Below are 19263 nucleotides of genomic sequence, written 5' to 3' on the forward strand. Positions count from 1 at the left end.
TGTCATCTCTTTTGCGAGTATCTCCCTGAAAACGACACCGGTAACGGTCGGGGCGGTTCGGAGTAGTTATGTCTTTTGATTCCCTTGGTTTAAATCCTGATATTTTGCGCGCCGTTGCCGAGCAGGGTTACCGTGAACCAACCCCTATTCAGCAGCAGGCAATTCCCGCAGTGCTGGAAGGCCGTGACCTGATGGCCAGCGCCCAGACTGGTACAGGTAAAACAGCAGGCTTTACCCTGCCGCTGCTACAACATCTTATTACCCATCAGCCGCATGGCAAAAGCCGTCGCCCGGTGCGTGCGCTGATTCTGACACCAACACGTGAACTGGCTGCGCAGATTGGTGAAAACGTCCGCGATTACAGTAAGTATCTGAATATCCGCTCACTGGTGGTTTTTGGCGGTGTGAGTATTAACCCGCAAATGATGAAACTGCGTGGCGGTGTTGATGTGCTGGTGGCGACTCCCGGTCGTTTGCTCGATCTGGAACATCAGAACGCGGTCAAACTGGATCAGATTGAGATCCTGGTGCTGGATGAAGCGGACCGTATGCTGGATATGGGCTTTATCCATGACATTCGTCGCGTACTGGCAAAATTGCCGGCAAAACGTCAGAACCTGCTGTTCTCTGCAACGTTCTCTGACGACATCAAAGCGCTTGCTGAAAAGCTGCTGCATAACCCGCTGGAAATTGAAGTGGCTCGTCGTAATACCGCTTCTGAGCAGGTTACTCAACACGTTCATTTCGTTGATAAAAAACGCAAGCGCGAATTGTTGTCGCAGATGATTGGCCAGGGTAACTGGCAGCAGGTACTGGTCTTTACCCGTACCAAACATGGCGCTAACCACCTGGCAGAACAGCTGAATAAAGACGGCATTCGCAGTGCAGCCATTCACGGTAACAAATCTCAGGGTGCGCGTACGCGTGCGTTGGCCGATTTTAAATCCGGTGATATTCGGGTTCTGGTGGCGACCGATATCGCCGCGCGCGGACTGGATATTGAAGAACTGCCGCACGTAGTGAACTACGAGCTGCCGAACGTGCCGGAAGATTATGTACACCGTATTGGTCGTACCGGCCGTGCGGCGGCAACGGGTGAAGCGTTATCTCTGGTGTGCGTCGATGAGCACAAACTGTTGCGTGATATCGAGAAGCTACTGAAAAAAGAGATCCCACGTATTGCTATCCCGGGCTACGAGCCGGACCCGTCCATCAAAGCTGAGCCGATCCAGAACGGACGCCAACAGCGTGGCGGTGGTGGTGGCCGCGGACAGGGTGGTGCAGGGCGTGGGCAGCAACCGCGTCGTCAGGATGGCGGAGCGCCAAAAGCGAAGCCGCGCAGCAGTGAAGGCAAACCGGCAGGCGATAAGCCTCGTCCGCCACGTCGTCCTCGCAGACCGTCTTCAGCACAGTAATTGAATGAAAAACCTGCCATGTCGGCAGGTTTTTTTACTCACCTGAACTCTGCGGTTTCAGCACGATTGAGCAGGTATACCGTCCTGCCGGGTGAATCGAAATCGTCGTTTCAAATACCTTTCCTTCCCTGTCCATATAGCGACGCACAATTCTCATCGCCGGTGAATCAGGTTCTACGTTGAGGATTTTCGCCACCTTTTTAGGCACGCCCACGGCTGTAATCGTCTGATGTACCTCATGGCTTTTAATACCGTAATGGGTTTCGATCAAATCGCTAATTAACGAGTGTGGATCGTTGCGGATGTAAGCGCGCAGCTTGGCGTAATCCGTACTGGCATAACTGTCGGTCCAGCAGATTGGCGCGTCCGGGTTTTGCGCATCTTCGCGGGTGCTGGCAATGTGCAGCCAGCGGGAGCCCGGCGGACAACCAATCATCTGGGAAAGCTCAATATCCGCGACAATTTCATCGATTTTTTTAATCACGCGCAGATTGTTTTTCGCCAGCAGTAACAGATCTTCAAGATGCGATAATGGGTGGTTGACGCCGTTTGCCTGTGGTTCGCAAACGCGGGTTCCTGCGCCTTTACGGCGTGAAATCAACCCCTGTTCCGTTAATTCCCTCAATGCCTCTCGTATGGTGTGGCGGCTGACCTGCCATGTTTCACACAGCTCCATTTCTGTGGGAAACAGCGAGCCTGGGGCAAAAGTACCCACCGATATTTGCTGCGCCAGTTCACGTGCTATTCGCTTGTACAGAGATTCTTTCATCGCAGTTTCATCAAAAAATTAATGATCTTCATCACAAAAATATGTACGGACTATTCCATACATTCCTTGTGAATACTATAAATGTCCGTACATTTAAATGTACGGACATTGTTGTATGTCTGGACAATGTGGTGGTCTTTGTTCTTCCAACAAACGGCCTGAAACACGCATCTTATCATTATCAGATTTTCCAGGGGGATTTATGGCTTCGAATGTGCTTGATTCTGTTCTGTTCAGGGATTCTTTCGGTACACCTGCAATGCGCGCGGTGTTTGACGATCGCGAACTGGTGCGCAAATACGTGGAAGTGGAAGTGGCATTAGCTAAAGCCCAGGCACGCTGTGGCGTGATACCCGAAGCTGCGGCGCAGGAAATTGCTGAGAAATGCAATGCCGATACGCTTGATTTTGATTTGCTGCGTCATGAAACCGAAATTGTGGGTTATCCGATCCTGCCGCTGGTGCATCAGATTTCAAAACAGGCCGGAGAGTCCGGCGGTTACGTGCACTGGGGGGCGACCACCCAGGACATTATGGACACTGCGGTAGTGCTGCAAATTCGTGATGCTTTTGCATTAATCGAATCCGATATGGACAAACTTCGTGCGACGCTGGCCGATCTTGCTCGTCGGTACCGCGATACGCCAATGGCGGGGAGAACTCATCTGCAGCAGGCGCTGCCAGTGACCTTTGGTTATAAAGCTGCCATTTGGCTGGATATGTTCGAACGCCATGCCGAGCGTCTTGCTCAGGCGCGTCCACGTGTGCTGGTCGGTGAATTTGCTGGCGCAGCCGGTACGCTGGCATCGTTGGGCGATAAAGGGCTGGCGGTACAAAAAGCCATGATGGAAGAGCTGGGACTCAATGTACCTACGTCTACCTGGCACGTCGCGCGCGATGGTTTTGCTGAAGCCGTAAACCTGCTGGCGGTTATGACTGGTTCTCTGGGCAAGATCGCTTATGACGTGATGCTGATGGCATCAAACGAGTTTGGCGAACTGTACGAGCCGTTTGTTAAAGGACGCGGCGCCAGCAGCACCATGCCGCAGAAACGAAACCCTATCTCCAGTGAGCTGATGCTGGCCTGTGCCAAAGGCGTACGTCAGCAAGCAGGGCTCATGCTGGATGCGATGGTACAGGACCTGGAACGGGCAACCGGGCCGTGGCATGCCGAGTGGATTGCTATCCCGGAAAGTTTCGTCCTCAGCGCGGGGGCGTTGCATCAGGCCAACTTTATGCTGGCGGGGCTGGTGGTTGATGAAGCGGCGATGAAACGTAACCTCGGTATGACCAATGGTTTGATTGTGGCCGAAGCGGTCATGATGGGTCTGGCGCCATATATTGGCCGTCAGGATGCGCATGACGTAGTGTACGACGCCTGCCGTATCGTTAATGAACAGGGGGGACGACTGGCCGATGTACTGAATGCGATGCCGTCAGTCTCAGAACGTCTGGATCCGCAGTTGATTGAGGAGCTGACCGACCCGGCAAATTACCTGGGGATGGCACCCGCGATGGTCGATCAGGTGCTGGCCAAATATATGTCGCGGAAATGAATTATCTCGGGCTAACGGAATAAGGATATTTTTATGTCAACGAATTCTGTCACGGGAAAATCCATTCTGTCATTCCTGATACCGCTGGCGATTGGCGGAATCATTTGGTTTTATCCCGTACCTGAGGGGCTGACGCCTCAGGCCTGGCATATGTTTGCTATTTTTGCCGCCACTATTGCCGCCATTTTGACCCAACCGCTCCCTTCGGGGGCGGTCATGTTGATTGCGCTTTGCGTGGTGATTTTTACCAAAACGTTGCCAGAGGCGAAAGCGCTTTCCGGGTTTGCTTCCGGCACGGTATGGCTCATCTTCTGCGCCTATGTCCTTTCTCTGGGGTTTGTCACCTCGGGTCTGGGGAAACGTATTGCGTATAAGATGTTGTCGCTTTTTGGCGGTAGCAGTCTGGGTATCGCCTACTCGCTGGGGGTTTCCGATCTGATTATGGCCCCGGCAATGCCGTCGGTGACCGCGCGTTCCGGGGGGATTATTTTCCCTATCACGCGTTCAATTAATGATGTGCTGGGCTCGGCTCCTGGGGTAACGGGCAAACGTATTGGCGATTTCTTAACCATGGTGTGCTTTCAGTTTACGCCGATTACCGGGGCGATATTTCTCACCGGGATGGCGGCGAATCCGCTGGTGGCGAGCCTGGCGAAATCCTCATTAGGCGTTGAGATAACCTGGGGCGGGTGGTTTGTTTCCGCAGTGGTCCCGGCGATGGTTTGTTTTTGCCTGATGCCGCTATTGGTTTATAAGTTGCTGGATCCTGAGCTTAAGCGCACGCCAGAGGCAAAAGCGATGGGTAAGCAGGCGCTGGGGGAACTCGGCGCGATGAGCAGCAACGAGAAAAAAGTCGCTTTCGGCTTTGTGCTGGCGTTGGTTGGCTGGGGCACAAGTTTGATCACAGGATTGTCTGCGACGTCAGTCGGACTGGGATTGGCTGCTTATCTGTTCGCCTCGGGCGCCGTGAGCTGGAAAAGCCTGCTCAATGACCATGCGGCCTGGGATACGGTGATCTGGTTTAGCGTCATTATCAGCCTCGCGACCGGGCTTGCCGATCTGGGCTTTATTAAATGGATGACGATCAAGCTGGGTAGCGGTATTCAGGGATTTGGCGCGATAGAGTCCTTTATTATGTTGGGGATCCTCTATATTTACGTCCATTATCTCTTTGCAACCGCGACCGGACATGTAGCGGCGCTGTACGCACCTTTTGCGGCCACCGCGATCGCTGCAGGCGCACCGCCGATGATGGTGGCTATTTGCTTCGGTATTTTCAGCAATCTGATGTGGGGTAATACGGAGTATGGCGGCGGACCTGGCCCAATCTATTTTGCGCAAGGTTATTTTGAACGACCGCGCTTTTACAAAATCAACCTCTGCGTGGTGACGGTGAATGTGATTATCATTTTTGCCGTGGGTATGCTGTGGTGGAAGCTACTGGGATACTATTAACCGATACGCTTATTCGGCCTGCAATATGTATAAATGCAGGCCGGATAAGGCGTAAGCCGACATCCGGCAAAGTGAACCCGAGTTGCGAAGCGCTTTCCAGTTTGGGGGAAAAAGGTACATCCAGCGCCTGAAATGTGCCACAATAGTGGCTGTTTATACAGTATTTCAGGTTTTCTCATGGCATTAACTGCTGCGCTAAAAGCGCAAATTGCCGCCTGGTATAAGGCGCTTCAGGAACAGATCCCCGACTTTATTCCCCGAGCACCACAGCGGCAGATGATTGCTGATGTCGCTAAAACGCTGACTGGAGAAGAAGGGCGGCATCTGGCGATTGAAGCACCGACTGGCGTAGGGAAAACGTTATCGTACCTGATCCCCGGTATTGCCATTGCGCGTGAAGAACAAAAAACGCTGGTGGTCAGCACCGCCAACGTTGCGTTGCAGGATCAAATCTACAGTAAAGATCTGCCGCTGCTGCGAAAAATTATCCCTGATCTGCGTTTTACCGCTGCCTTTGGTCGCGGACGCTATGTCTGTCCACGAAATTTAGCTGCATTAGCCAGTACCGAACCTAATCAGCAGGATCTGCTGGCGTTCCTCGACGATGAACTGACGCCAAATAACCAGGAAGAACAAAAGCGCTGTGCCAGGCTGAAAGGCGATCTCGACAGCTACAAGTGGGACGGGCTTCGCGACCATACGGATATCGCCATTGACGACGGACTCTGGCAGCGTCTGAGCACCGATAAAGCCAGTTGTCTGAACCGTAACTGTCACTACTATCGTGAATGTCCATTTTTTGTTGCCCGCCGGGAAATTCAGGAAGCTGAAGTGGTGGTGGCGAACCACGCACTGGTGATGGCGGCTATGGAAAGCGAGGCCGTTTTACCGGAACCGAAAAACCTGTTGCTGGTTCTTGATGAAGGTCACCACTTGCCAGATGTTGCACGCGATGCGCTGGAAATGAGTGCGGAAATTACGGCACCCTGGTATCGACTCCAGTTGGATCTGTTCAGCAAATTAGTCGGTACCTGCCTGGAGCAGTTCCGTCCGAAAACCACGCCACCGCTGGCTAATCCTGAGCGGCTGAACGCCCACTGCGAAGAACTGTACGAACTGATCGCTTCATTAAACAACATTCTCAATCTGTATCTGCCCGCCACGCAGGAGGCCGAACACCGCTTTGCAATGGGCGAGTTGCCTGCGGAAGTGATGGAAATTTGTCAGCGTCTGGCGAAGTTGACGGAAATGTTGCGCGGTCTGGCGGAACTGTTCCTCAACGATCTCAGCGAAAAAACCGGCAGCCACGATATCGTGCGTCTGCACCGGGTCATTTTGCAGATGAACCGGGCGCTGGGTATGTTCGAAGCGCAGAGTAAACTGTGGCGGCTGGCGTCGCTTGCGCAATCATCAGGTGCGCCGGTGACTAAATGGGTGACGCGCGATGTGCGTGACGGACAGATCCATGTCTGGTTCCACTGCGTGGGGATCCGCGTCAGCGATCAGCTTGAACGGCTGCTGTGGCGCAGCGTACCGCATATTATTGTCACTTCAGCTACCTTACGCTCGCTCAACAGTTTCTCGCGCCTGCAGGAAATGAGCGGCCTGAAAGAAAAAGCAGGAGACAGGTTTGTCGCGCTCGATTCACCGTTTAATCATGTTGAGCAAGGCAAGATCGTTATTCCTCAGATGCGCTATGAGCCATTGATTGATAATGAAGAGCAGCATATAGCGGAAATGGCGGCCTATTTTCGCGAGCAACTGGAAAGCAAAAAACATCAGGGCATGCTGGTGCTGTTTGCCAGCGGGCGCGCGATGCAGCGTTTTCTTGAGCATGTGACCGATCTGCGCCTGTTGTTGCTGGTACAGGGCGATCAACCGCGTTATCGTCTGGTGGAGCTGCACCGTAAGCGAGTGGAAAGCGGTGAACGTAGCGTGCTGGTTGGCTTACAGTCTTTCGCCGAAGGCTTAGATTTGAAAGGCGAGTTGCTGACTCAGGTGCATATCCACAAAATTGCGTTTCCACCTATCGACAGCCCGGTGGTGATTACCGAAGGCGAGTGGCTGAAAAGCCTGAATCGTTATCCCTTTGAGGTGCAGAGTTTACCTGCGGCGTCGTTCAATTTGATCCAGCAGGTCGGGCGACTCATTCGTAGCCACGGCTGCTGGGGTGAAGTGGTTATTTATGACAAGCGTTTATTGACCAAAAACTATGGTAAGCGTTTACTGAATGCGTTACCCATTTTTCCTATAGAGCAACCTGCTGTGCCAGACGTTATAGTAAAACCAAAAGAAAAAGCGAAACCCACGCGCCGTCGGCGGCGTTAACGATGTGAGCAACAGGCAAGGAGTTTTCGATGGATTACCGCAAAATCATTAAAGAGATTGGGCGAGGAAAAAATCACGCGCGTGACCTGGACCAGGATACCGCTCGCGGACTGTATACCCACATGTTGAATGGCGACGTGCCCGATCTTGAGATGGGCGGCGTATTAATTGCGCTGCGTATCAAAGGGGAAGGGGAAGCGGAGATGCTCGGTTTTTATGAGGCGATGCAAAACCATACTATTCGTCTGACACCGCCTGTCGCCAAACCCATGCCAATTGTTATTCCCACCTACAACGGGGCACGTAAGCAGGCGAACCTGACCCCGCTGCTGGCCATTTTGCTGCATAAGCTGGGCTTCCCGGTGGTGGTACACGGTGTCAGTGAGGATCCGACTCGCGTACTGACGGAAACCATTTTTGAACTGCTGGGCATTGCGCCAACGCTGCATGCCGGGCAGGCACAGGCAAAACTGGATGGACATGAGCCGGTGTTTATCCCGGTGAGTGCCTTATGCCCTCCACTGGAGAAACAGCTGGCGATGCGCTGGCGGATGGGCGTACGCAACAGTGCGCATACGCTGGCGAAATTAGCCACGCCGTTTGCTGAGGACGTTGCGCTGCGCCTTTCCAGTGTTTCGCACCCGGAATATGTTTCGCGGGTGGCGAAATTCTTTGGCGATATCGGGGGGCGTGGCCTGCTGATGCATGGTACGGAAGGTGAAGTGTATGCTAACCCTCAGCGCTGCCCACAGATAAGCTTGATAGACTATTCCGGCGTTCGGGTATTGCAGGACAGGCAGAGTGATATGCCGGACGAGCCGGTGCCATTGCCAGTGGCAAAAGATCCTGAAACAACGGCTCGCTGGATTGAGCGTTGTCTTGCCGGAAGCGAGCCGATACCGGCCTCGTTGAAAATTCAGATGGCGTGCTGCCTGGTGGCAACCGGCGAAGTCGGGACGCTGGCTGAAGGGGTTACCCGCGTCGAACAATGCTTCTGATTATCTGACTCTTCCGACGGGTCGTTGCCTGACCTGTCGGCTCTTCCCCCTTCCTGTAACGTGAAATTTCTGCACGTTTATTGATCTCCTGGTCATCGTGGCGCAGCATAGTTTGTTGAAAAATAAGAAACACAACAAACACGCAACATAACAGGAGATAACAATGAACAGTGGACATCGCTTCCATGTGCCAACGTTGCACGCTTTTATTCAGGCCGTTTTCCGCCAAATGGGAAGCGTTGAGCAAGAAGCGCGACTGGTTGCCGATCATCTGATTGCCGCGAACCTGGCCGGACATGACTCTCACGGTATTGGGATGATCCCAAGCTATATCCGCTCGTTCTCTCAGGGGCATTTGCAGATCAACCGTCATGCGAAAGTGGTGAAAGATGCGGGGGCGGTGATCACGCTTGATGGCGATTGTGCATTTGGTCAGGTGGCAGCGCATGAAGCCATCACGCTGGGTATTGAAAAAGCACGCCAGTACGGTATTGCAGCTGTGGCGCTACATAACTCTCATCATATCGGGCGAATTGGCTACTGGGCGGAGCAATGTGCGGAAGCGGGTTTTGTCTCTGTTCACTTTGTGAATGTGGTGGGTATTCCGATGGTCGCACCATTTAATGGTCGTGATAGTCGTTTTGGCACCAACCCCTTCTGCGTTGTTTTTCCGCGTAAAAATGCCTTCCCGCTGCTGCTGGACTACGCTACCAGCGCCATTGCCTTCGGAAAAACGCGCGTGGCATGGCATAAAGGGGAGCCGGTTGCAGCGGGATGCCTGATCGATGCTGATGGTGTACCGACCACCGATCCGGCTGTCATGCAGGTTTCGCCGCTTGGGTCGCTACTGACTTTCGCCCAGCACAAGGGCTATGCGCTGGCAGCAATGTGCGAAATCATGGGTGGTGCACTTTCTGGTGGTAAAACAACGCACAAAGAAAGTTTACAGGATAGCGCTGACGCCATTATTAATTGCATGACGACTATCATTATTAACCCGGAATTATTTGGCGCACCGGACTGCGATAATCAGGTTTCGGCCTTTGCTGAATGGGTAAAAGCGTCGCCGCATGCTGAGGATGCGCCCATTCTGTTACCGGGTGAGTGGGAGGTGAAAACCCGTCAGGAGCGACTGGCTCAGGGGATCCCGCTTGACGCCGGAAGCTGGCAGGCTATTTGCGAAGCGGCACAGCAAATAGGCATGTCGGATGCCGTGTTGCAGGAATTCCGTCAACAACTGGAACAGTAGGCAAAAAAAAAGCCCGTCCAGTGACGGACGGGCAAACAAAGGGTAACAAACAGGGTCAATGAGGGTTGGAGCATTGGGTACTACAAAAATTCTGTTGGTTATTTGTAGATAACCGCGGTGCCGCTCATTTTGTCTTTGCCGACAGCGGACGTGATGCTGTAACCACTAGCGCCTGCGGCAGCAGCTTTTTCAGCCAGTTTTGCTTCCAGGCCATCCAGCGTACTGGCACCATCAGCGGATACCACACCAATTTTATTCATGCTTTGTGCCTGGGTTGAAGTAACCGGCTCGGCAGCAAAAGCGCCAAATGACAGGGTAGAGAGGGCGATGGCGGCAACAGCATATTTGATATTTTTCATGATTAATCTCTCGCAGGTTGTTCTGTTAGTCAGTTGTTTTGTTAAGTAGACGTTGTTCTGTCGATGTGAGAAGTATCACGCTATTTTATGTGAGAGAAAATCGAATAGAATTGACGGCATCCATCAAATAAATTGAATGACAAATAACTTATTGAATATTAATAAATTAGAAGGGGAGATTTACAGTTCTTGCCATTGCACTTTACAGAGAAAGTCTGGACGGCACATTTTGCTACACAGTGTGTGAAAAACCGTGCTCGTAAAGTAAATCGTATGCGCTGAAACTTTCGGTAAAGATAGGTCAACGTAGCTGGCTGTCTTTCGAACCTCTGCGATTATATCCTGAGAAAGCCGAGTTATGTGAATCTTTGTCCTGCTGGCAGGTGATGCATAAGCGCACGCCAGGAACGGCCTCACGTCTGGCCTGAGGGATAGGATCACCACATTCCTCACACTCATAAAGACTTTCTCCCGTGGGTAATTCACCCCGGGCGCGGGCAACAGCATCTTCAATAGTATTGTTGATCTGTTCGTTTACCGCGTCGTCATTTGCCCATCCGGATGCCATATATGCCTCCCCATAGTCGGTATACAAATAAGTATAGCGAATGCTATGGGTGAAAAACGACCATCAGGGAGACGCATCAGATTTCGGACCATTCACGCAGCAGGTTATGGTAGAGATTGAGCAAGGAAAGGATCTCTGTGTTTTCTCCATGGCGTGACTTCAGGGACTGGATGTTTTTATCCAGTTCAAAGAGCATTGCGCGTTTTTTATCATCACGGATCATAGACTGGATCCACATAAATGAAGCGACGCGAATGCCGCGAGTGACCGGCGTTACACAATGCAGGCTGCTGGAGGGGTAGAGAACCAGATCGCCTGCCGGGAGCTTCACCGCGTGTTGACCGTAGGTGTCATTCACCAGCAGTTCTCCACCTTCGTAACTGTCGGGATCGCTTAAGAATAAGGTGGCAGACAGATCTGTACGCATCCAGCCGTTTTCCGGGTGACTGCGTACCGCACCATCGACGTGAAAACCGTAAGTTTCGTTGTTCTGATAGCGATTGAACAGCGGAGTTGAAAGTGTTTTTGGCAGTGCAGCGGCAAAGAAAAGCGCGTTGTTGTTAACGGCGTTCTGCACTGCTTGTTGCAATGCTGCATAGCGTTCGTCGCGTGTATCAACCTGTTGGTTATTCTTAACCTGCGCCCCCTGAGCGCCCGTGGTTACGCGGCCATCAACCCACCCTGTGGTGCTCAGTTGTTCGCGAAACCAGGTTACATCCTGCGCCGACAGGATGCCGGGAATGTGGTACATCATTAGTGTCTCTCCTGAGAGTGGGGCTTGCGCCCCACGTAATGGATCAGAAATGCATGTTGGCGGTGAGCAGGAAGGTTCTTGGTTCACCTGGATGGTAACGGTATCCGCTCTTGTTGATTGAGGATACGTAATCGGTATCGAACAGGTTGTAGACGTTCAACTGGAAGTCGAGATTGCGGTTCACTCGGTAACCCAGCTTGGCGTCGGCTACCCAGTACCCTTCGGTATAGGATGGTGTACCCACCGCACCGTCAGAGCCGCGATGCATGCTGCCAACGTAGCGTGCGCCTGCGCCTACGGAAACATCATCAGTGGCCTGATACTGGCTCCACAGCGTGAACGCATGTTCCGGAGTATACGGCAGCGAGGATGAGCCATCCTGGGCAACATCTTTACCGTTGTGCACCGTAGCACGCTGCTGGGTATAACCCCCAATCACCTGCCATGCAGGAGTGATATTACCTGCGACAGAGAGTTCGTACCCTTCAACACGTTTCTCTCCGTACTGGGACCAGGTCCCGTCGTCATTCTGTTCAACTTCGTTCTCAATATCCGTGCGGAAAATCGCTGCGGTTAACAGCAGACGTTTATCCAGTACTTCCCACTTGGTGCCGATCTCGCTGGTTTTCGCTTTTTGCGGTTTGAAGTCGGTACGGTTTGCGCTGTTACCTGTTCCGCTCTGGGCAAGGGCGAAGTTGCTGCCGCCCGGCGGTTGCTGAGAAACGGCGTAGTTAATGTAAACGTTGCCGTTATCGGTCAGATGATAAAGCGCACCGGCTTTCCAGTTCACCAGATTATCTGACTTTGCGGTATCAATGGTGGTGACTGGTGACCCTTTAGCTACCCCTGCCGGGCACGCAACTGCGCCACGACCAGAAGCGCCGCATGCAGTCGCGCTGTCATACTCGGTACGATAATTATCCAGTCGGATACCGCCGTTCAGTTCGATATCACGGGTAATTTGCAGGGTGTCGAAGGCGTAAATGCCGAAGGTGTCAGTCTGACCGTTGGCGTTTGCGCCATTGCGGGACAATCCGCCCAGGTTCACGTTGCTGTTGGGATGGTAAATATTAACCGGTGGAGGCGTGAGTGGAACCAGGCCGTAGTTGGTCTGTGTTTCGCGCGTCAACTCTACGCCAGTGCTGATGTCATGCCCGACAGAGCCGGTATAAAATTTTGAGGTCAGGTTAGTCTGGTTAGTCAGGATCTTATTGCTGACATCTTTGGTATTCGACAGGCGTGACCAGGTCCATGTATCGACGCTGCTGGTCGGTTGCGTAATGTTTGACGCACCACCCATTACCGCAGTCATCAGGTAATCCTGTTTAATACGTGACCAGCGCGTGGTGTTACGAATGGTTGTGCTGTCGTTCAGATCATGCTCAAACCGCATAGTCGCGGTGTCGGTCGTCGAGTCGTCGTAATCTGAGTCGGTACCGTAGAAATTATTTGTATCCACTTTCCCGGAATGGTTCAGGGCGGAAGTCCCTGCAGAAGGCGCAGAGTAGCCCGGCAGACCAATTGTGGGAATGCCTCCGTCTGGTGTGTTGTGCTGGGTGACATGCAGATAGTTCAGGTAAAGTCGATTTTCGGTGCCTAGCCCAAAGGCGATAGATGGGGCAACGCCATAGCGCTCGTTTTTAATGTTATCGCGTCCGGCATCGTGCGTTTTTTCGCCCATCAGATTTAAACGTGCCGCAGTGGTGTCACCGATGACCTGGTTAATGTCAAGCGTACCCCGACGGAACCAGGCGCTGCCTACACTGGCAGACGCATCAATTCCAGAGTCGGTGCGCGGCTGCTTGCTGATCATATTGATAGAGCCGGTTGGCGCGCTGCGACCATAATCGGTACCGGAAGGGCCCTTAATCACTTCAACTTGTTCGGTGTTAAAAGTATCGCGTGTGACGCTACCGATATCACGAACACCGTCAATATAAATGCTGTTTGACGTATCAGCTCCGCGCATATAAACAGCGTCACCGGTGGTGGAGTTTCCGTTTTCACCGGCGAAAAATGCGCCCACACCCGGTACGTTTTTCAGCGCATCGGTCAGATTTGTTGCCCCTTGATCCTTGATAACCTGCTCAGAAATTACCGTCATGGTGCGTGTGGTATCCGCAATCGGACGAGAAAATTTCGGATCGGCAGACTGCGTAGGGGCATACAGCGATGGCTTAGCCGCTTCTACAACCAGCGTATCTTCCTGTTTCTTATCTTGATCACCCGCGGCGACAGCCTGAGCTACCGGAGTCAGGCTAATGCACAACCCGGCAAAAAAGGTGAGGGAGTGAAAACTACTGGACGGCAAATTGCGATTTTTATCCATATTAATGAGTAACTTATTATTTTTTGAGTAGAAGGTTTCACTCATGCGAAGGGACATCTCTGTGGATGTTGTGCCCTGCAGGTCTCGCCGGAATGAAAGATGTAATTGATAATGATTTTGATTAGCATTGCTAATCAGTGCAGCTTTTTAGCATTCATTAATTCAAAAATAAATACATTTATTTACATTGGATTCAAAATTCCAACATGATGGTCACATTTTGTGCGGGTAGTGGTGAGAACATCAAAAAGAAAACTGCATTCAGGGCGAATGCAGTTGAGCTGAGGGTGAGTTACTTATAGATAGTTGCTGTACCATACATCTGGTTTTTGCCGCCAGCAGAATTAACCACAAAGCCTTTTGCGCCTTGCTCCTTCGCTTTTTCCGCTAACTTATCTTCAAGATCGCTCAGGTTGGACGCCCCTGTAGCGGATACTGTGCCGGAAGCCTGTAGTGGACCGGTGGCAGGACTGGTGATGGGCTGTGCAGCAAAAGAAGCAAATGTCATGCCGGTGAGTACGGTAGCGGCAAGAAATGTGAGGCATTTTTTCATGATGATATCCTCTGAGAAACAACAGGTAGTACCTGATAAGTTTAGGACGTCATCACATGACAATTAACGCAAAAAATTGATGTTGAACTGCGCATTTTTTGAACAACTCATTTTGTGTTAATCAGCGCTATACCCTAATTAATTCGAGATTCCCTGTTGTGTGTGTTTACCACTTAGCGTTATGCGGGTATCTTACGCCGCTGTTAAAAGGAGAAAGCTATGCCCCCCCAGAAACCGGGATTACACCCACGAAACCGCCACAATGGCCGTTATGATCTTGCGACTTTATGCCAGGTTACGCCCGAACTGACGCAATTTCTCACCCTTACACCGGGTGGTGAGCAGAGCGTTGATTTCGCGAATCCCCAGGCTGTGAAGGCGCTGAACAAAGCATTGCTGGCACATTATTATGCGGTGGCAAACTGGGATATTCCGCAAGGTTTCCTGTGTCCGCCAGTGCCGGGGCGCGCGGATTACATTCATCATCTGGCCGATCTACTGGGGGAAACGACGGGAACTATTCCTGCCAATGCGAGCGTGCTGGATGTCGGGGTGGGGGCAAACTGTATTTATCCGCTTATCGGCGTGCATGAATATGGCTGGCGATTTACCGGTAGTGAGACCAGTGACGAAGCGTTTAGTAGCGCACAGGCGATCATCAACGCTAACCCTGGGTTAACCCGAGCTATCCGTTTGCGTCGTCAGAAAGATGCGTCGGCTATCTTCACCGGTATTATTCATAAAAATGAACAGTACGAAGCCACGCTTTGCAATCCGCCATTCCACGACTCTGCAGCCTCCGCCCGTGCAGGAAGCGAGCGCAAACGCCGCAACCTGGGGCAGGACAAAGATGATGCGCTGAACTTTGGCGGACAGCAGCAGGAGCTGTGGTGTGAAGGCGGTGAAGTGGCATTCATCAAGAAAATGATCGCTGAAAGCCAGACCTTTGGTCGGCAGGTCATGTGGTTCACAACGCTGGTATCGCGCGGTGAAAATTTGCCACCGCTGTATCATGCGTTAACGGACGCAGGTGCGGTGAAAGTGGTTAAAAAAGAGATGGCCCAGGGGCAAAAGCAGAGTCGCTTTATTGCCTGGACCTTTATGGATAACGATCAGCGCCGACGTTTTATGACGCGTAAACGCTAAATCGTAGGCTCAGTTGGCGGCAGTTGCCTACCGGACTGCGTTGAGCTATTTCCCGGTGCAGGCAGTACCTGATAGGTCTGCACCGGCGCGCGAACATTGGCCAGATCAAAATATTTTTTCACCTGACTGTCGAGCGCGAAACGCACGGTCCATTGCTTCAGCGGTAGTGTGGTAAAGGAGACCCGTAGCGTAAACGCCGTATTCGTTAAGCCGACAATTCCGGCGAATGACGGCTCACCGATGATGAGTCCCCGGATATCCTCCATGCCCATCACAGCGGCGACTGCATCTTTTAGCGCCTGATTGGCTTTATCAGCATCCTCATGGCGGTCAACGTCGTAATTGGCGACTACTGACCCAATCCCCCGCACGAAGTTGGCGAAGGTCGTTATCGAAGACCAGGGGATGATATGGTACGCCCCGGTGTCCTGCCGCACGCCTACCGAGCGAATAGACATGCGCTCAACTGTACCGGTTAACGGACCGATGGTAACTAAATCACCGGTGTTCATACCGTTTTCGAACTGGATAAAAATCCCGGTAATAATGTCTTTCACCAGCGTCTGTGAGCCGAAAGAAATCGCCAGACCCAGTGCACCTGCGCCCGCCAGTAACGGAGCGATATTGACGCCAATTTCTGACAGTACGATCATAATGGTGATAGTGCTGATAATCACCGCCAGCGCGTTGCGAAACAGTGTGAGCAGAGTTCGGGTTCGTGCGCTGGGTAACGGGCGGCCATGAATATCCGATGCCAGTCGGTTTTCAATCAGGCTGGCGAGGATCGTCCAGCCGATGGCGGAGAAAAATAATATCAGCGCGATGCGGATCAGGATATCAACCGTTTTTTCGCCCGCGCCGTAATGCAGCCAGTTCCAGAAATCGAACAGACCCCAGGCATTAAGTAGCAGCATTACCGCAACGCAGACGGTCAGGATCCGCGCAACGCTTAATGCCGTCGACAACCAGCCATTGAGTCGTTTTTGTAGTTCCGGATAGCTGCGCTGGGTGTGTGGCGATAGCGTAATCGTTTTGGCTATCCAGCGGGAGAACATACCGGATACAAACGCCGCAATACCGATAATCACCAGGCTGCGTAGCGTCGCGCCCATCATAAATTTCAGGCTGTTGCCTGGATCAAACAGTGAAAAGAAAAACAGCACAATAAAATAAGCACTGGCCAGCCAGTGCCAGACAAGCGCAAAGGCGCGGATAAACAGGCTAAAAAAAGCCAGCGAGCGCTCCGCCAGATTCTGCAAATGCTGTGTTATCTCTTTCTTGTTCCTGAAAATCAGATACAGCGCCCACAGCGTGATACATAACATGATGATAACGTTAGCCATGGCGCCGACCTGCACATTGACCTGATTAGAAATGATGGGAACCGCCACGATAAGTCCATAGCCAATCAGACTGCTTAATGAACTCAGACGCCGATTCCAGTAGCGTGCGCCCGCATCCTGAATGTTGAAGGGGCGTAGTTCTGCCACTGTCGGGCAAAATATCAGGCGCAGAATAGCCTTGAAAAACTCAATCAGCGCGAAAGCATTGAGAAACAAGCTTTGCTGGAAAGCGATGGTACGGCTACCGGCGTTCATTCTGTCACTCAGTATCTGTCCGATAAACAGCGTGAGCGCCAGCAGTAGTAAATCAATGATAAACGCGCCGATGATCATTGCGGGAAGTTGTAGCCAATTGCTGCGTTCGCGGTTTTTCCGCCGCGCCCATTGCCCCATTTTTCGATATAACGGCAACGCACACAGGCGTATCAGCCAGTAAAATCCGAATACCGAAACAGCCAGCATTAAAAAATGGGTCAGGGCATTGGTGAACGTTTGCGAATTAAAGGTTTTATGCGGCGCATCAGTGATGTTGCGATAAAGCTGAGCAAAGCGGCCGGAGAGAGCTTCACCGTAATGACGGCTGATATCAGTAACGTTTTCCAGAACCGTTTTTTCTTCAGTCAGTGTGGGTGGGACGATAGTTGGTACGGGATCGGGAGGAGGAGTTGCCGCGACTTTTCGCAACTGGCCAATCAACTCCTGACGGGAAGCTTCATTCTCCAGAACGTCTGCCAGCGCACCGTAGGCGGCTTTCTTTTGTTCAACGTCAGGTTCAGGCGCTGGTTCTGTTTGTGGGCTGGTGGACGCTGTTGACGTCACACCGGGTATTGTCACCGCCTGAGCCGGGACGCTCAGCAGACAAAAGAAGATGAACAGGATCCACCGCATGACTCCTCCCATGAGAAAAGAAATTCAAAAGGATAAGTATAGATGTCAGTGCGGGAGAAAATTGAAATGAGAGGATTCTGGTGTAGAACCTCCCTTCGGGGAAGGGAGGTATTTGTATCAGGAAACGTGCTGTAAAAATTCCTGCAAACGCTGGCTTGGCGGATTTTCAATCAGAGCTTGCGGATTACCATCTTCAGCAATACGGCCCTTATCAATGAAAATCAGACGAGAGGCCACTTTTTCGGCAAAGCCGATTTCGTGGGTCACAATCACCATTGTCATACCTTCTTCCGCCAGATCCTGCATGACCTTTAGAACTTCGTGACGCAGTTCCGGGTCAAGTGCTGAAGTCGGCTCATCGAACAGCATCATTTTCGGCTTCACCGCCAGCGCGCGGGCGATAGCTACGCGCTGCTGCTGACCGCCGGAAAGCTCAGAAGGATAGTGATGAGCACGCTCGGCCAGACCAACTTTCGCTAATAATTCTTTGGCCTGTTTCTCTGCCTGCTCTTTCGTCGCTCCACGTACGCGCAGTGGACCAAACATGACGTTTTCCAGTGCCGTCAGGTGTGGGAAAAGGTAGAACTGCTGGAACACCATTCCCGCTTCCTGGCGGATCAATCGTTCGTCTACCTTCGGGTCATTTACCTTCAGGCCATCGACGATCAGTTCACCCGAGGTGATTTCTTCCAGCTTGTTAATGCAGCGTAGTAGCGTGGATTTACCAGAACCGGAAGGCCCGATAATCACCACCACTTCACCCTGACCAATATTCAGATCAATGTTATGCAGCACCTGGGTTGGGCCAAAATGCTTAGAGACGTTTTTAAATTCAATCACAGGATTTTCATCCTTCTTTCCAGACGACGCAGAATGAAGCTCAGCACCAGCGTAATGATCAGATAGAACACCGCGACGGCGCTCCAGATTTCCAGTGCGCGGAAGTTACCGGCAATGATTTCCTGACCCTGACGGGTAAGTTCAGCGACACCAATGACAATAAACAACGAAGTATCTTTGATACTGATGATCCACTGGTTGCCCAACGGTGGCAGCATACGACGCAGTGCGAGAGGTAAAATAACGTGGCGAATGGTCTCAGTACGTGAGAGGCCAAGCGCCAGTCCAGCTTCGCTGAAGCCTTTATGGATTGAGAGTACCGCGCCGCGCGTGATTTCCGCGATGTAGGCCCCTGAGTTAATCATGATGGTGACAACGGCGGCGCTGAAGGGATCAATACGCAAGTCGTTAAACGCCATTGGCAGGGCGAAGTAGATAAACATCACCTGTACGACGATCGGCGTACCGCGGATGACTTCGATAAAGACCAGCGCAACGTGGTTGGCAATCCAACCTCCGAAGGTACGCGCAAATCCCGCTGCTAGTCCGATGATCAGACCGCCTGCCAGACCGAGGACCGAAATCCACAGGGTCATTTTGGCGCCTTCTATCAAAAGCGGAATGGCGGGCCAGATGGCACTCCAGTCAAACTGCATATGTCGTTCCTGTTACCGTGGTGAAAATATTCAAACAGCCAGCAGTGTCGGATTATCC

16 protein-coding genes are annotated in these 19263 nt (G+C 52.1%); 7 read left to right on the plus strand and 9 right to left on the minus strand.

The annotated features are described in order from the left end of the window. Positions 1–68: 68 nt before the first annotated feature. Positions 69–1415, plus strand: coding sequence for an ATP-dependent RNA helicase RhlE (gene rhlE / locus OGX98_RS05150; protein ID WP_045441173.1), 1347 nt, complete (start codon positions 69–71; stop codon positions 1413–1415). 34 nt (positions 1416–1449) lie between these two features. Here the strand turns inward: rhlE and OGX98_RS05155 are convergent, their stop codons facing one another. Next, on the minus strand, positions 1450–2184 hold the full coding sequence (locus OGX98_RS05155; RefSeq protein ID WP_048221800.1) for a GntR family transcriptional regulator: 735 nt from the start codon (positions 2182–2184) through the stop codon (positions 1450–1452). 202 nt (positions 2185–2386) lie between these two features. Between OGX98_RS05155 and OGX98_RS05160 the strand changes: the two genes are divergently transcribed. From OGX98_RS05160 to OGX98_RS05180, 5 genes are all read left to right on the plus strand, one after another. Beyond that, positions 2387–3739 carry a class-II fumarase/aspartase family protein gene (locus OGX98_RS05160; protein WP_045441175.1) on the plus strand — a complete coding sequence of 451 codons (1353 nt, stop codon included), beginning with the start codon at positions 2387–2389 and terminating at the stop codon, positions 3737–3739. Positions 3740–3772: 33 nt separating this feature from the next. After that, positions 3773–5194, plus strand: a complete 1422-nt coding sequence (locus OGX98_RS05165) for a DASS family sodium-coupled anion symporter (protein WP_048221798.1) — start codon at positions 3773–3775, stop codon at positions 5192–5194. A 177-nt stretch (positions 5195–5371) separates the two neighbouring features. Continuing rightward, complete coding sequence (dinG, locus tag OGX98_RS05170) at positions 5372–7522, plus strand: ATP-dependent DNA helicase DinG (protein WP_200010651.1); 2151 nt, start codon at positions 5372–5374, stop codon at positions 7520–7522. 29 nt (positions 7523–7551) lie between these two features. Further along, positions 7552–8520 carry a DNA-binding protein YbiB gene (gene ybiB, locus OGX98_RS05175; protein WP_045441178.1) on the plus strand — a complete coding sequence of 323 codons (969 nt, stop codon included), beginning with the start codon at positions 7552–7554 and terminating at the stop codon, positions 8518–8520. 163 nt (positions 8521–8683) lie between these two features. Further along, the gene (locus tag OGX98_RS05180) at positions 8684–9769 is read left to right on the plus strand and encodes a malate/lactate/ureidoglycolate dehydrogenase (protein WP_200041974.1); all 1086 of its coding nucleotides are present in this window, start codon (positions 8684–8686) and stop codon (positions 9767–9769) included. A gap of 98 nt (positions 9770–9867) precedes the next feature. Here OGX98_RS05180 and ybiJ read toward each other — a convergent pair whose 3' ends face one another. The 5 genes from ybiJ to mcbA all read right to left on the minus strand — a co-directional run bounded on the left by ybiJ (position 9868) and on the right by mcbA (position 14332). Next, complete coding sequence (gene ybiJ, locus OGX98_RS05185; RefSeq protein WP_045441180.1) at positions 9868–10128, minus strand: DUF1471 family protein YbiJ; 261 nt, start codon at positions 10126–10128, stop codon at positions 9868–9870. Between the two features lie 301 nt (positions 10129–10429). Next, complete coding sequence (locus OGX98_RS05190) at positions 10430–10696, minus strand: DksA/TraR family C4-type zinc finger protein (protein ID WP_048221795.1); 267 nt, start codon at positions 10694–10696, stop codon at positions 10430–10432. Positions 10697–10772: 76 nt separating this feature from the next. Further along, on the minus strand, positions 10773–11450 hold the full coding sequence (gene ybiX, locus OGX98_RS05195; protein ID WP_045441182.1) for a PKHD-type hydroxylase YbiX: 678 nt from the start codon (positions 11448–11450) through the stop codon (positions 10773–10775). A 43-nt stretch (positions 11451–11493) separates the two neighbouring features. After that, a complete protein-coding gene (locus OGX98_RS05200) occupies positions 11494–13779 on the minus strand; it encodes a catecholate siderophore receptor Fiu (RefSeq protein WP_225760682.1) in 2286 nt (761 codons plus the stop codon). A 292-nt stretch (positions 13780–14071) separates the two neighbouring features. Further along, positions 14072–14332 (minus strand): DUF1471 family periplasmic protein McbA, encoded by a 261-nt coding sequence (gene mcbA, locus OGX98_RS05205; RefSeq protein WP_225760683.1) that lies wholly within the window; start codon positions 14330–14332, stop codon positions 14072–14074. Between the two features lie 219 nt (positions 14333–14551). Between mcbA and rlmF the strand changes: the two genes are divergently transcribed. Beyond that, the gene (gene rlmF, locus OGX98_RS05210) at positions 14552–15478 is read left to right on the plus strand and encodes a 23S rRNA (adenine(1618)-N(6))-methyltransferase RlmF (RefSeq protein ID WP_048221794.1); all 927 of its coding nucleotides are present in this window, start codon (positions 14552–14554) and stop codon (positions 15476–15478) included. Here rlmF and ybiO read toward each other — a convergent pair. The 3 genes from ybiO to glnP form a co-directional block, all read right to left on the minus strand. Next, on the minus strand, positions 15475–17709 hold the full coding sequence (gene ybiO / locus OGX98_RS05215; protein ID WP_200010663.1) for a mechanosensitive channel protein: 2235 nt from the start codon (positions 17707–17709) through the stop codon (positions 15475–15477). The genes rlmF and ybiO overlap by 4 nt on opposite strands. 117 nt (positions 17710–17826) lie before the next feature. After that, positions 17827–18549, minus strand: a complete 723-nt coding sequence (gene glnQ, locus OGX98_RS05220; protein ID WP_045441186.1) for a glutamine ABC transporter ATP-binding protein GlnQ — start codon at positions 18547–18549, stop codon at positions 17827–17829. Next, positions 18546–19205: a glutamine ABC transporter permease GlnP gene (gene glnP, locus OGX98_RS05225; protein WP_003035248.1), complete on the minus strand. Its 660-nt coding sequence runs from the start codon at positions 19203–19205 to the stop codon at positions 18546–18548. Before glnP ends, glnQ begins: the two co-directional genes overlap by 4 nt. Positions 19206–19263: the final 58 nt, after the last annotated feature.

This window comes from Citrobacter sp. Cm046 (assembly GCF_030333065.1).
Taxonomy (GTDB): domain Bacteria; phylum Pseudomonadota; class Gammaproteobacteria; order Enterobacterales; family Enterobacteriaceae; genus Citrobacter; species Citrobacter murliniae.

Bases quoted from the DNA above. Each gene is read 5' to 3' on its own strand.
- OGX98_RS05160 (WP_045441175.1), top strand. From the start codon at position 2,387: ATGGCTTCGAATGTGCTTGATTCTGTTCTGTTCAGGGATTCTTTCGGT.
- ybiB (WP_045441178.1), top strand. From the start codon at position 7,552: ATGGATTACCGCAAAATCATTAAAGAGATTGGGCGAGGAAAAAATCAC.
- OGX98_RS05155 (WP_048221800.1), bottom strand. From the start codon at position 2,184: ATGAAAGAATCTCTGTACAAGCGAATAGCACGTGAACTGGCGCAGCAA.
- dinG (WP_200010651.1), top strand. From the start codon at position 5,372: ATGGCATTAACTGCTGCGCTAAAAGCGCAAATTGCCGCCTGGTATAAG.
- mcbA (WP_225760683.1), bottom strand. From the start codon at position 14,332: ATGAAAAAATGCCTCACATTTCTTGCCGCTACCGTACTCACCGGCATG.
- rhlE (WP_045441173.1), top strand. From the start codon at position 69: ATGTCTTTTGATTCCCTTGGTTTAAATCCTGATATTTTGCGCGCCGTT.
- OGX98_RS05180 (WP_200041974.1), top strand. From the start codon at position 8,684: ATGAACAGTGGACATCGCTTCCATGTGCCAACGTTGCACGCTTTTATT.
- ybiJ (WP_045441180.1), bottom strand. From the start codon at position 10,128: ATGAAAAATATCAAATATGCTGTTGCCGCCATCGCCCTCTCTACCCTG.
- OGX98_RS05200 (WP_225760682.1), bottom strand. From the start codon at position 13,779: ATGGATAAAAATCGCAATTTGCCGTCCAGTAGTTTTCACTCCCTCACC.
- ybiO (WP_200010663.1), bottom strand. From the start codon at position 17,709: ATGCGGTGGATCCTGTTCATCTTCTTTTGTCTGCTGAGCGTCCCGGCT.
- ybiX (WP_045441182.1), bottom strand. From the start codon at position 11,450: ATGATGTACCACATTCCCGGCATCCTGTCGGCGCAGGATGTAACCTGG.
- OGX98_RS05165 (WP_048221798.1), top strand. From the start codon at position 3,773: ATGTCAACGAATTCTGTCACGGGAAAATCCATTCTGTCATTCCTGATA.
- glnP (WP_003035248.1), bottom strand. From the start codon at position 19,205: ATGCAGTTTGACTGGAGTGCCATCTGGCCCGCCATTCCGCTTTTGATA.
- rlmF (WP_048221794.1), top strand. From the start codon at position 14,552: ATGCCCCCCCAGAAACCGGGATTACACCCACGAAACCGCCACAATGGC.
- OGX98_RS05190 (WP_048221795.1), bottom strand. From the start codon at position 10,696: ATGGCATCCGGATGGGCAAATGACGACGCGGTAAACGAACAGATCAAC.